We start from the raw sequence: 12163 nt of genomic DNA on the forward strand, positions 1-12163 counted from the left end.
TCTGCCCCCATTTCGGCCCTGCGCCTGCGATCATGCGCGCATGACCACGCCCACCACCTTCGCCGACCTTGCCCTCGATCCGTCCCTGAAAGCGGGCCTGGACGCACTCGACTACACCACGCTGACCCCGATCCAGGCGCAGGCCCTGCCCGCCGTGCTCGAAGGCCGCGACCTGATCGCGCAGGCGCCGACCGGCAGCGGCAAGACCGCGGCATTCGGGCTGGGCCTGCTGCAGGGCATCGACGCCACCGCCACGCGCACCCAGGCCTTGGTGCTCTGCCCCACCCGCGAACTCGCCGACCAGGTCGGCAAGCAGTTGCGCAAGCTGGCGACCGGCATCGCCAACCTGAAACTGTCGGTGCTCTGCGGCGGCATTCCGCTGGGTCCGCAACTCGCCTCGCTCACGCATGCGCCGCACGTGGTGGTCGGCACGCCCGGCCGCGTGCTGGAACTGGTGCAGAAGGACGCGCTGGACCTGCGCAAGGTGCGCACGCTGGTGCTGGACGAAGCCGACCGCATGCTCGACATGGGCTTCGACGAACCGATCCGCGCACTGGTCAAGCGCACGCCCAAGGAGCGGCAGACGCTGCTGTTCTCGGCCACCTTCCCGGACACGATCCGCACCCTGGCCAAGGCGATGCTGCGCGAGCCGCTGGAAGTCAGCGTGGACGGTGGCGCGCAACCGGCGGCGATCCGCGCGCATTTCTTCGAGGCCGATGCCGCGCGCCGCGCACCGCAACTCGCCGCGCTCTTGCTGCAGTTCAAGCCGGAATCGACGGTGGTGTTCTGCAACATGCGCCGCGATACCGAGGAAGTCGTCGGCTCGCTGGCGCATTACGGCTTCACCGCGCTCGCCCTGCACGGCGACATGGAACAACGCGATCGCGATGAAGTGCTGGTGCGTTTCGCCAACCGCAGCTGCAGCGTGCTGGTCGCCAGCGACGTTGCCGCGCGCGGGCTCGACATCGACGACATCGGCGCGGTAGTCAACTACGAGCTGCCCACCGATGCCGATACTTACCTGCACCGGGTCGGCCGCACCGGCCGCGCCGGTCGCGATGGACTGGCGCTGAGCCTGGTCGCATCGGGCGAACGCAATCGCGTTGCATTGATCGAGGAACGCCAGGGTGCACCCATCCGCTACGAGCGCATCGCTGCGCTCGAAGGCCAGCCACGCGACGTGCCGCAGGCCGCGATGGCGACCCTGCGCATCGACGCCGGCCGCACCGACAAGCTGCGCCCCGGCGACATCGTCGGCGCGCTGACTGGCGATGCCGGTCTGTCGAAGGACGCCATCGGCAAGATCGACGTGTTCGCCACCCGCAGCTATGTCGCCATCGCCCGCCACCAGGCCAACCACGCCCTGGCGCAACTGCGCGCGGGCAAGATCAAGGGCCGCAAGTTCCGGGTGAACAAGCTCTAGCGGATTCCCGCTGCTCGAATCGGCATCGATGCGATGCCGGTTGCAATGATTCCATATTTCTGGACATATGGAATCATGGACACCGGCACCGCTCTTTCCGCACTCCGCGCGCTGGGTCACGAATCCCGCCTCGCAGCGTTCCGCCAGTTGGTGCAGGCCGGCCCCGACGGTCTGTCGGTCGGCGAACTGCGTGAGCACCTGGCGTTGCCGCCCGCCACGTTGAGTGCGCACCTCAACGTGCTGCGCGCCGCCGGCCTGGTCGACGACGAACGCGAGGGCCGGGTCATCCGCGTGCGCGCGGACTATGCGCGGATGAACGCGCTGCTCGCCTATCTCACCGAGAACTGCTGCGCCGGTACCGCGGAATGCGGGCTGGCCAGTGCCTGCACGCCACGCACACCAGGAGCCAAGCGATGAACCGTTTCCACGTGCACCTCAACGTCGCCGACCTCGGCGGCAGCATCCGCTTCTACAACGAGTTGTTCGGCGCCGAACCCGTCGTGCGCAAGCTCGACTACGCGAAGTGGATGCTCGAGGACCCGCGCATCAATTTCGCGATTTCCAATACCGGCCGCGCGCCCGGCATCGATCACCTTGGCCTGCAGGTGGACAGCGGCGAGGAGCTGGCGGCGCTGGGCCAACGGCTTCAAGCGGCGGGCGGCACGCTGGTGCCGGAACATGCCACCGTCTGCTGCTACGCGCGCTCCGACAAGACCTGGACGGAAGACCCGCAGGGCACGCGCTGGGAAACCTTCCACACCTTCGGCGAGGCCACCACGTACCACGCCGGCGATGCCGCCTGCGCCACCGATGGCGCGTCGTGCACGCCCGACGTCCGGGCGATGCAACCGATGACCGACAAGACCGCGTCCTGCTGCGCCCCGCAGTCCGGCTGCTGCTGACCCATCCCCCACCGACGACGCCCCAATGCCCACGACGCCCTACAACATCCTGTTCCTGTGCACCGGCAACAGTGCCCGCAGCATCCTGGCCGAAGGGCTGATGAACCAGCTTTCCGAAGGTCGCTTCCGCGCCTTCAGCGCCGGCAGCCAGCCGATGGGCCGGGTCAATCCGCTCGCGCTGGAAACCCTTCATAAACTCGGCTGCGATGCGAGCGGCATGTCCAGCAAGAGCTGGGACGTGTTCGCCGACGCCGATGCGCCGAAGATGGATTTCGTCATCACCGTCTGCGACAACGCCGCGGGCGAGGCCTGCCCGTACTGGCCCGGCACGCCGATGACCGCGCACTGGGGTTTCCCGGATCCGTCGCACGTCGAAGGCGACGATGAGGCCCGTCGCAATGCATTCGCGAAGACGGCGCAGGCCATCAGCCATCGCCTGCGGCTGTTCCTGTCGTTGCCGATGGACAAGCTCGACCAGCTCTCGCTGCAGCGCGAGCTGCGCAGCATCGGCAGCGCATGATCGCCCTGCACCGCCGGCTGCTGGCCGAGGCGCTCGGCACCATGCTGCTGCTCGCCACCGTGGTCGGTTCCGGGATCATGGGCGTGGCCTTGTCGAACGGCAATGACGGCATCGCCCTGCTCGCCAATGCCGGTGCCACCGCCGGCATGCTCTACGTGCTGATCATGGTGCTGGGCCCGATTTCCGGCGCGCATTTCAACCCCGCCGTCACCCTGGCAATGCGCCTGCGTGGCGAGATCACGTCGGCGCATGCGATCGCCTACATCGCGGTGCAGGTGCTGTCAGCGATCGCCGGCGTGCTGCTGGCGCATGCGATGTTCGAGCAGCCGCTGCTGCAGCCCGGCACGCATGCACGCAGCGGCGGTGCGCAATGGCTGAGCGAAGGCGTGGCGACCTGCGGCCTGCTGCTCACCATCCTGCTCGGCACACGCCATCGAGCGAACGCGATCCCGGCGCTGGTCGCCAGCTACATTTTCGCCGCGTACTGGTTCACCGCGAGTACCTCGTTCGCGAATCCGGCAGTGACCCTGGCGCGTTCTCTGACGCAGAGCTTCGCCGGGATCCGCCCGCAGGACGTGGTCGGTTTCGTGCTGGCGCAACTGGCTGGCGCGTTGGTCGCGCTCGCCATCGCACGCCTGCTGCTGGCGCGTGGCGACGTGGTTTCAGCGCGCAGCTGATTCCACCGCGACCACCGACCGCCACCAGCGTTCGCCGGCATGCGGCGCATCGATGCCGATGCGTTCGCCCATGATCGGGGTGGCGATGCCGATGCCGCGTTCGTCGCCCAGTGCAAGCACGCGTTCGAACGGCTCGAACCACGGATGCATCGACAGGTCGAAGGTGCCGTTGTGGATCGGCAGCAGCCAGCGACCACGCAAGTCCTGGTGCGCGCGCACGGTTTCTTCCGGCTGCATGTGCACGTAGGGCCACTGCACGTTGTAGGCACCGGTCTCCATCAGGGTCAGGTCGAACGGGCCGAAGCGCCGGCCGATCTCGGCGAAGCCGTCGAAGTAACCACTGTCGCCGCTGAAGAACACCCGGCGCTCGCCGTCGTCGATCACCCATGAGCCCCACAGCGTGCGATTGCCGTCGCGCAAGCCGCGCCCGGAGAAATGCTGCGCAGGGGTGAAGGTCAAGCGCACGCCCGCGACCTCGGTGCCCTGCCACCAGTCGAACTGGCGGATCTTGTCCTTCGGCACGCCCCACTCGATCATGCGGTCGCCAACGCCGAGTGGCGCCAGGAATACCTCGACCTTGCCGGCCAGCGCCTGGATCGCGGCCTTGTCCAGGTGATCGTAGTGATCATGCGAGAGCAGCACGCCGCGGATCGGCGGCGAATGCGCGGCAGCGGTTTCGACATCCGTCGTCGCGCTTGCCGCGGGTCACGCCAACGGCAGGTCGCTGTCCGCACGTGCCATCGCATCGTGCAGGGCGCGCACATGCTCGGCCTTGGGGTCGATGCGCGCCGTGTCGCCGAGCGAGCCCAGGTAGCAGCACGCGGCATGGCCTCTCGATCGCTGCTCGTAGCCTGCGATCCATGCCAGGCGCTCCGGCAGGTTCGCCTGTTCCGCCGACCAGGCCGCGACCGGCGGGCGGATGCGCTGGTCGATGCCGATTCGCCACGGCTTCGGCGTGAGCCGCGCGCGGAAGCAGCGCTGCACCTTGCACATCACCGTGTACAGATGATCCGCCTGCAGCGCGGAGAACAGCAGCGCGGCATCGGCATCATCCGGCTGGAAAGTGCGGTGCATCGCCAGCACGCGCAAGCCGGCCGGCGTGCGATAGATGCGCAGGTGCCACTCCGGATGCGCGGCGCTGAACGCCTCCACCAATGCCAGCGCTCGCACCTCGGCACCACCATCGCGATCGAACACGGCCTGCTGCCGGCGCAACCAGAACCGATTGACCGCCCACACGCCCAGCATCGCCAGCGCCACGCCGGCGACCCAATGCCATGCGAGCAAGCCGACCGCGAACCCGACCGCCGCGATGATCGCCAAGCCGCCGATCGAGACCACGCAGCCCGATGGCCGCTCGGCCAGGTCGACATCCGCGAACAGCACGTCCGGGGTGTTGAGGCACAGCGCGCCGTAGCTGTTGCGGGTGATCACCACATCGCCATGCCGGGCTACGATCTGCTCGCGGATCGGCACCCCGGCGACGCCGTAATTGGTGCGCAGTTCTCGCCGTGGCAATCGCGCGCCGGCGAGGATCGCGTCCAGCGCCTGGCGGGCGCGCGCATTCGCATGCGCCTGCGCGGCGTCCACGCTTTCATCCGACCAGCCGTAGCGGCGGACGGTGATGGGACGGCCCTTGTGACGGGCCTGTTCGCGGGCTTCGGCCCAGTATTCCGGCACGATCATGCAAGCCAATCCCCGATGATTGCGGCCTGCCGATTGTGCCCGAGCACGCCACCCCCCACAGTGGCCGCCACTGCCATGGCTGGGTTTCCGCTACCCTCGCAGGCGCATTCCAACGACAGGCAGCCCCCGATGCTGAGCTGGATCCGCAACTGGCTGTACGCGCTCGCCCTGCTGGGCGGCTTCATCGTGGCTGCGTGGTGGTTCGTGCAGCAGACCAGTTCGTACACGCGACTGGACACCCTGATCCACAAGCATCCGGTGGTCATCGGCGAAATCGGCAAGGTGGCCTCGATCAAGCTGCCGCTCTTCGGCTATGGCCTGGACGTGAACGACGGCCGGATCGATCCGGATTTCAATGTCCACGTGACCGGCAGCAAGGGCGAGGCCACGGTGCGCGCCGCCTTCGTGGACGGCGCGATCGCCGATGCCCATCTCATCACCGCCGAGGGCCACACGATCCCGTTGGTCGTCCCGCGCTGAACGCCGGCGCGCAGGCGCCGACGCGAGGTGCGTCTACGGGCTGCCGCCGGCGACGAACAACGACGGCTGCGAATGCGAGGGCACGCTGTAGGTCCGCCCCTGCACCGGTCGCGACACCAGTTCCAGTACCAGCCCGTAGTCCTCCAGCGACGCTGCACCCGTCGCGGGGATGGTCAGCGTCTGCGCCGGCAGCGAGACCGTTTCGTCCCCCTGCGGCATCGAGCGGATCTTCACCGGGTCGGAGCAGCCGGCAGGCTCCCATGGCGTGTCGGTGGCCTTGCGCGCCAGGCAGACGCGGTAGGTGGTGTAGGGAATCGTGCTGGGGTTGGCCGGCTGGTCCGCGACCTGCACGCTGCCCAGGCGAACCCGCAGCCCATCGCCATCCTGCGTCACCACGCCCGTTGCGTTGACGACGACCGGCCATCGCGCGTCATCCTGGCGGAAGGTGACCGGGAATTCCGCGGTGGAACCAGCGCCCACCTGCAATGTCGCAGCGATCAGGAACGTCAGCATGCCTACCCTCCCCAAGGGTGATCATCGATGACGGATGGATCGACGATCCCTCCGTGCCCGCGTCATGACCGCAACTGTCCGTGGGTCATGACGCGATGGCATGTCCTTGATACCGGGAATGTCCCGCGGTGTCTTGCTGCAGTGCGGTGTGCGGAAATGGCATATGGGATGCGCCGATGCGCATACCGCAATGCGCGCATTCACATCCGCACGATGGAACGCCGGATCAGCCCGGCAGGCCCGCCGCGATCTCGCGCAAGGCACGTTCGAACACCTCGACCGGCTGTCCACCGGACACCAGGTGCTTGCGTTCGATGATCACTGCCGGCACGCCGTTGATGCCGTTGCGGGTGAAGAACCGTTCGGCCTCGCGCACCTCGGCCGCGTATTCGTTCGACGCCAGGATCGCCTGCGCGCGCTCGGCTTCGAAACCGGCACCGCCCGCGATATCGACCAGGGTGGCGTGGTCGGAGACGTTGCGGCCCTCGCTGAAGTAGGCCTGCAGCAGCGCGTGCTTGAGCGCGCGCTGGCCGCCTTCGATGCCGGCCCAGTGCAGCAGCCGATGCGCGTCGAAGGTGTTCCAGATCCGGCTGCGCGCGTTGAAGTCGAACACGAAGCCCAGCGCCGCGCCGCGCGCGCGGATGCGTTCCTGGTTGTCTGCAAGCTGCGCCGGGTCCATGCCGTACTTGCGCTGCAGGTGTTCGCCGATGCCCTCGCCTTCCGCCGGCAGTTGCGGGTTCAGTTCGAACGGCTGGAAATGGAGTTCCGCCGCGACCGCGCCCTGGGTGCGCTGCAGCGCCCGCTCCAGCGAGACCAACCCGATCGCGCACCATGGGCAGACCACGTCGGACACGATATCGATGCGCAGGGTTTTCATGGCGTCACTCCATCGTCGAGGGATGCGCGCAGCGCGCGGGCGAAGCCGTCGCCTTGCGCCGGGTCGCTGTCCAGGTAGAAATCGGGTTCGATCAGTTCGGCTTCCATCAGCAGCCAGCGACCATCGGCATCCGGCACCACGTCGATGCGCGCGTACAGCAGCGGTGCATCGATCGCGGCCAGGACCTGCCCGGCCAGCGCGACCGCGCCGGCAGGTGGCGCATCGAGCACGCAGTACACACCGCCGAATTCCTCCTGCACGCGGAACTCGCCCGGCACCGGGCGCTTGTTCACCACATGGCTCAACACGCCGCCGAAATACAGCAGCGAGGTCTCGCCTGCGGTTTCGATGGTCGGCAAATATGGCTGCACCAGCATCACGGTGCCGTCGATCGGCGCGATGGCATCGCCGCGCCGCACGCGCACGGTCTTCCATGCGCCGCCGGAGATCGCCGGCTTCACGATCAATTCGTCCGCGCCGGTATCGTCGAACATGCGCTCGATCACCTCCTGGCGCAGCGCGTCGGTGAAGTCGGTAGCCGGGATCGCGATGCCGCGTGCGGCGAGTTCGGACAGGTAGCGCTTGTCGGAATTCCACGCCAGCACGTCGGCGGGATTGGCCAGCGCGATGCCCTCCCGCTGCCAGGTCGCGCAGGCACGCAGCCAGCGCGCATGGTCGAAGTGATAGCCCCAGGCCAGCAACGGCAGCACCCGCGCAAAGCCGCGCAGACCACGCGCGTCATCGACATGCGAGGTCCACGGCACCGGCACCGCGGCGATGCCGACGCGATCCAGCGCGCGCTGCAGGCGGCCGAGCACCGTGGGCCACAACGTGCCGTGCGAGGCCTCCGCCGGATCGGGCGTGAGGATGGCGATCTCGGTCATGGCATTCGCGCGCGGGAAGGACAGCGGCCATTATCGGCGGCCATGCCCGCGACCGCGAGCGCGCCGCGTACTTGCGGCACGCGGGGCCGACACGCGATCCTGCCCCGGGATGCGCGGCATCCGACCATGGCCGCAACACGGCCCGCACGCCACGCTAGGGTTCCACCGATGCAGTCATCGTTGTTGACCAACCTGCTGTTGCCGCTCGCGCTGGGCGTGATCATGCTCGGGCTTGGCCTGGGCCTGACCCTGGCGGACTTCCGCCGGGTCGCCCGCTATCCGCGCGCAGTGCTGACCGGACTGTTCCTGCAGACCGCGGTGCTGCCGTGGGTTGCGCTTGGCCTGGCCCTGCTGTTCAAGCTGCCGCCCGAACTCGCGGTGGGCCTGATGCTGCTGGCGGCCTCGCCCGGCGGCGCCACCGCCAACATCTACAGCCATCTCGCCCGCGGCGACGTAGCCCTCAACATCACCTTGACCGCGGTCAACAGCGTGCTCTGCCTGCTCACGCTGCCGCTGATCCTCAACCTGTCGCTGGAATTCTTCCTGGGCAGCGGCCAGTACGTGCCGCCACCGGTGCAGAAGATCGTCGAGGTCGCGGTGATCATCCTGCTGCCGGTCGCCTTCGGCATGCTGGTCCGCGCCCGCGCGCCGGCCTTCGCCGCGCGCATGGAGAAACCGATCCGCCTGCTCTCCGTGCTGGTGCTGGTGTTGCTCATCGTGGCCGCGGTGGCCAAGGAATGGCGCACCCTGTTGCAGTTCTTCGCCAGCATCGGCATCGTCTGCCTGCTGTTCAACCTCGCCAGCATGGCCACCGGCTACGCCGCGCCGCGCGCACTGAAGCTGCCACGCAAGCAGGCGATCGCCATCGCCATGGAAATCGGCATCCACAACGGCACCCTGGCGATCTTCATCGCCCTCAACGTGCTGCAGAACGCGACGATGTCGATTCCCGCCGCGGTCTACAGCCTGCTGATGTTCTTCACTGCCGCGGCGTTCGCGTGGTTCGCGGCGCGACGCGGGCAGGATGGCGACGCCTGAGAGCCGCGTGCCCGCAGGCGCGCGCCCTCAATCGCCGGGGCGTGGCCCCGCTTCCAGGTGCGTCAGGTAGAGCCGCAGGTCGAACTCCAACTGGTGGTAGTCGGGTGCCATGTGCGTGCAAAGGCGATAGAACGCCTTGTCGTGTTCGGCTTCCTTCATGTGCGCCAGCTCATGCACCACGATCATCTTCAGGAACTCGGCGGGCGCGTCGCGGAACACGCTGGCGATGCGGATCTCGCGACTGGACTTGAGCCGGTCGCCGTGCACGCGGTACTTGGTCGTGTGTGTTCCCAGCGCATCCTTCATGACCTGCAGCTTGCCGTCGTACAGCACCCGGCCCAGCGGCACCGACTTGCGCAGGTGACGATCCTTGAGGTCCTGCACGTAGTCGTAGAGCTGGCCGTCGTTGCGGATCGCATGCGGCTGCTCGTACTTCGCCGCCAGCATCGCGCCCAGCCGGCCTTCCGCGATCAACGCATGCACCCGCTCCAGCACGTGCGGCGGGTAACCGGCAAGGTATTTCAGGGGCGTCATGGCTGGCAGGCTGAATGGGGGCTCAGGGGACGGCAGGTATGATGGCCCGCAAACCCACGATAGAACACCGCAGCATGGCCAAGCCGAACCCGCTCCAGGAACAACTGCTCAAGGCGGGCCTGGTCAAGAAATCCAAGGTCTCCGAGGTCGCCCGCGAGCAGCTCAAGGCGAAACACGGCAAGGCACCGGCGGCCGCCACCGACATCCAGCTGGACGCGGAACGCGCGCGCGCCGAAAAGGCAGAACGCGACCGCGCGCTGGAAAGCGAGCGCAAGGCCAAGGCACGCATTGCGGAACTGGCCGCACAGGCGCGGCAGATCATCGCCGACAAGAAAGTGCCGCTTACCGGCGAGATCGAATACCGCTTCACCGCCGATGGCGCGATCCGCACCCTGCTGGTCGATGAGGCGCTGCGCAAGCAGCTGGCCTCCGGCGCGCTGGTGATCGCCCGGCAAGGCGACCGCTACGAACTGCTGCCACGCACCGCCGGCGACAAGGTGCGCGAACGCGATGCGAGCCTGGTCGTGCTCGACCACGGCCAGGCCGCAGGCAACGAAGCCGCGGTGTCGACCTCGGAAGACGATGCGTACTACGCGCAGTTCCAGGTGCCCGACGACCTGGTCTGGTAACCGCGCAGTCGCGCCGCCGTAGCCTGCCCGCACGCCGGGCATCGACCGACGCGCGCCTCGCGTCACCCTCATTCCATCGCCCATGCGGCGCGCAACACGGACCTGTCCTTGAACACCACCGCGACACCGAATCCCGACCACGCAGCGGCCGTCACCCACGACGTCGCGACTCCGGACAACCGCCTGCAACCCGCGCTTTCGTTGCTCGACGCGATCATCGCCGACCGCGACGTGCTGGAGGCATGGCCGGCAGCGGATCGCGAACGCCTGCTGCAGGCGGTCGCGCTGGTCCACCACCCGGAACCGCGCGCTCGGCGGCGCAAGTCGAAGGACCTGGCCCGCGAACGTGCGCAGGAAAAGGCGCGTGCGACCGAGGCTCTGCTCGACCAGACCGGCATCCGCACCCTGCGCCGCAAGCCGGTGTTCACCACGCCGAACTATTTCCCGCCGCAGGCGCCCGGCCTGCACGACCCGCGCAACAACGCCTCGGATCCGGTCGCCCACAACGAGTCGCCGGAACTGCTGCATTGCTATGTCTGCAAGCAGAAGTACACGCGCATCCACCACTTCTACGACCAGTTGTGCCCGGCCTGCGCGGACCTGAATTTCTTCAAGCGCACCGAGACCGCCGACTTGCGCGGGCGCGTGGCGCTGCTCACCGGCGGGCGCGTCAAGATCGGCTACCAGGCCGGCCTGAAACTGCTGCGCGCGGGCGCGTCGCTGATCGTCACCACCCGCTTCCCGCGCGATTCCGCCGCGCGTTACGCCGCCGAGCCGGATTTCGGCGAGTGGGGCGACCGCCTGGAAGTGTTCGGCCTGGACCTGCGCCATACGCCCAGCGTGGAGGCGTTCTGCAGCGAGCTGCTGGCCACCCGCCAGAGCCTGGACTTCATCATCAACAACGCCTGCCAGACCGTGCGCCGCCCGCCCGCGTTCTACGCGCACATGATGGAAGGCGAAACCGCCGCGCTGCATGCGATGCCCGCCGACGTGCGCAAGCTGCTGGGCAATTACGAAGGCTTGCGCAGTGCCGACCTGCTCCCCGGTGCGGATGCGACCGCACTGCAGGCCAGCCGCAGCGAGATCGCTGGTGTCGCCGGCCTGGTGCGTGCCGCGGAACTCTCGCAGGTGCCGCTGCTGGCGGATGAACTGCTGGGCCAGGCGCATCTGTTCCCCGAAGGCCGCCTCGACCAGGACCTGCAGCAGGTAGACCTGCGCGGGCGCAATTCATGGCGTTTGCAGATGGACGAAGTGCCGTCGGTCGAGTTGCTGGAAACCCAACTGGTCAACGCAGTCGCGCCGTTCATCATCAACGCGCGGCTGAAGCCGCTGATGCTGCGCACGCCGGAACGCGACAAGCACATCGTCAACGTGTCGGCGGTGGAGGGCCAGTTCTATCGGAACTTCAAGACCACCAAGCATCCGCATACCAACATGGCCAAGGCCGCGCTGAACATGATGACGCGCACCGCGGCCGCCGATTACCACGGCGACGGCATCCACATGAACAGCGTCGACACCGGCTGGGTGACCGACGAGGATCCCGCCGAGATCGCCGCGCGCAAGATCGTGGAGGAGCGCTTCCACCCGCCGCTGGACATCGTCGATGGCGCGGCGCGGATCGTCGATCCGATCATCCACGGCTTCAACACCGGCACCCATGTCTGGGGCCAGTTCCTCAAGGACTACGCGCCGACCGATTGGTGAAGCGCGGCCAACGCCGCATCCAAGCAGCGCTGGAGGGCAGGCCTCAACCCTTCAGCCCGGCCACGATCTCCGGCACGTCCAGGCCGATCTCCAGTTGCACGCGCACGTACTCGCGCTCCTTGCGCGTGAGGGTGCGACCGATCTCGATGCGCACGTCCTCCGCCTGCAGGATCTTCATGATCCGCGGCAACGCCGAGCCGATCGCGTCGGGGCCGTAGCCGGCTTCGCGCAGGGCGGCCTTGATGAGTGCTTCAGCGTCCATGGCGGGTCCGGTTGATCGTGGGAGGTGCATT

At 67.9% G+C, this 12163-nt stretch carries 15 protein-coding genes and 1 pseudogene; 9 read left to right on the top strand and 7 right to left on the bottom strand.

Translation table 11 applies throughout. The annotated features are described in order from the left end of the window. Nucleotides 1–40 precede the first annotated feature (40 nt). The 5 genes from dbpA (at nucleotide 41) to ACE3T8_RS08280 (ending at nucleotide 3522) form a co-directional block, all read left to right on the top strand. Nucleotides 41–1423, top strand: coding sequence for an ATP-dependent RNA helicase DbpA (dbpA, locus tag ACE3T8_RS08260; protein WP_374608359.1), 1383 nt, complete (start codon nucleotides 41–43; stop codon nucleotides 1421–1423). A 75-nt stretch (nucleotides 1424–1498) separates the two neighbouring features. Next, on the top strand, nucleotides 1499–1840 hold the full coding sequence (locus ACE3T8_RS08265) for an ArsR/SmtB family transcription factor (protein ID WP_374608361.1): 342 nt from the start codon (nucleotides 1499–1501) through the stop codon (nucleotides 1838–1840). Then, entirely contained in the window at nucleotides 1837–2325 is a 489-nt protein-coding gene (locus ACE3T8_RS08270) for an ArsI/CadI family heavy metal resistance metalloenzyme (protein ID WP_374608363.1), read from the top strand. Before ACE3T8_RS08265 ends, ACE3T8_RS08270 begins: the two co-directional genes overlap by 4 nt. A 25-nt stretch (nucleotides 2326–2350) precedes the next feature. Next, on the top strand, nucleotides 2351–2845 hold the full coding sequence (locus ACE3T8_RS08275) for an arsenate reductase ArsC (protein WP_374608365.1): 495 nt from the start codon (nucleotides 2351–2353) through the stop codon (nucleotides 2843–2845). Further along, nucleotides 2842–3522 (top strand): aquaporin, encoded by a 681-nt coding sequence (locus tag ACE3T8_RS08280; RefSeq protein WP_374608367.1) that lies wholly within the window; start codon nucleotides 2842–2844, stop codon nucleotides 3520–3522. The genes ACE3T8_RS08275 and ACE3T8_RS08280 overlap by 4 nt, the downstream gene beginning before the upstream one ends. Here ACE3T8_RS08280 and ACE3T8_RS08285 read toward each other — a convergent pair. Then, nucleotides 3508–4179: pseudogene (locus tag ACE3T8_RS08285) on the bottom strand (MBL fold metallo-hydrolase); the annotation flags it as partial. The gene ACE3T8_RS08280 and the pseudogene ACE3T8_RS08285 overlap by 15 nt on opposite strands. Nucleotides 4180–4227: 48 nt before the next feature. Continuing rightward, nucleotides 4228–5208 (bottom strand): hypothetical protein, encoded by a 981-nt coding sequence (locus ACE3T8_RS08290; protein WP_374608368.1) that lies wholly within the window; start codon nucleotides 5206–5208, stop codon nucleotides 4228–4230. A 129-nt stretch (nucleotides 5209–5337) separates the two neighbouring features. On the opposite strand from ACE3T8_RS08290, the gene ACE3T8_RS08295 reads away from it, so the two are divergent. After that, nucleotides 5338–5688 (top strand): hypothetical protein, encoded by a 351-nt coding sequence (locus ACE3T8_RS08295; RefSeq protein WP_374608370.1) that lies wholly within the window; start codon nucleotides 5338–5340, stop codon nucleotides 5686–5688. Between the two features lie 33 nt (nucleotides 5689–5721). Here the strand turns inward: ACE3T8_RS08295 and ACE3T8_RS08300 are convergent, their stop codons facing one another. The 3 genes from ACE3T8_RS08300 to ACE3T8_RS08310 all read right to left on the bottom strand — a co-directional run bounded on the left by ACE3T8_RS08300 (nucleotide 5722) and on the right by ACE3T8_RS08310 (nucleotide 7962). Next, nucleotides 5722–6201, bottom strand: coding sequence for a hypothetical protein (locus ACE3T8_RS08300; RefSeq protein WP_374608372.1), 480 nt, complete (start codon nucleotides 6199–6201; stop codon nucleotides 5722–5724). A 226-nt stretch (nucleotides 6202–6427) separates the two neighbouring features. Then, entirely contained in the window at nucleotides 6428–7078 is a 651-nt protein-coding gene (locus ACE3T8_RS08305; RefSeq protein ID WP_374608373.1) for a DsbA family oxidoreductase, read from the bottom strand. Further along, complete coding sequence (locus tag ACE3T8_RS08310) at nucleotides 7075–7962, bottom strand: RimK family alpha-L-glutamate ligase (protein WP_374608374.1); 888 nt, start codon at nucleotides 7960–7962, stop codon at nucleotides 7075–7077. Before ACE3T8_RS08310 ends, ACE3T8_RS08305 begins: the two co-directional genes overlap by 4 nt. Nucleotides 7963–8130: 168 nt before the next feature. On the opposite strand from ACE3T8_RS08310, the gene ACE3T8_RS08315 reads away from it, so the two are divergent. Then, nucleotides 8131–9000: a bile acid:sodium symporter family protein gene (locus tag ACE3T8_RS08315; RefSeq protein ID WP_374608375.1), complete on the top strand. Its 870-nt coding sequence runs from the start codon at nucleotides 8131–8133 to the stop codon at nucleotides 8998–9000. Nucleotides 9001–9027: 27 nt separating this feature from the next. Here the strand turns inward: ACE3T8_RS08315 and ACE3T8_RS08320 are convergent, their stop codons facing one another. Then, on the bottom strand, nucleotides 9028–9534 hold the full coding sequence (locus ACE3T8_RS08320; protein WP_374608377.1) for a YgjP-like metallopeptidase domain-containing protein: 507 nt from the start codon (nucleotides 9532–9534) through the stop codon (nucleotides 9028–9030). A gap of 74 nt (nucleotides 9535–9608) precedes the next feature. Between ACE3T8_RS08320 and ACE3T8_RS08325 the strand changes: the two genes are divergently transcribed. Together ACE3T8_RS08325 and ACE3T8_RS08330 are read left to right on the top strand one after the other, a co-directional pair. Next, a complete protein-coding gene (locus ACE3T8_RS08325) occupies nucleotides 9609–10163 on the top strand; it encodes a DUF2058 domain-containing protein (protein WP_374608379.1) in 555 nt (184 codons plus the stop codon). A gap of 108 nt (nucleotides 10164–10271) precedes the next feature. Beyond that, the gene (locus ACE3T8_RS08330; protein ID WP_374608380.1) at nucleotides 10272–11870 is read left to right on the top strand and encodes an SDR family NAD(P)-dependent oxidoreductase; all 1599 of its coding nucleotides are present in this window, start codon (nucleotides 10272–10274) and stop codon (nucleotides 11868–11870) included. A gap of 43 nt (nucleotides 11871–11913) precedes the next feature. Here the strand turns inward: ACE3T8_RS08330 and ACE3T8_RS08335 are convergent, their stop codons facing one another. After that, complete coding sequence (locus tag ACE3T8_RS08335; protein ID WP_374608382.1) at nucleotides 11914–12132, bottom strand: polyprenyl synthetase; 219 nt, start codon at nucleotides 12130–12132, stop codon at nucleotides 11914–11916. Nucleotides 12133–12163 lie beyond the last annotated feature (31 nt).

Source organism: Thermomonas sp. (assembly GCF_041919455.1).
GTDB lineage: Bacteria > Pseudomonadota > Gammaproteobacteria > Xanthomonadales > Xanthomonadaceae > Thermomonas.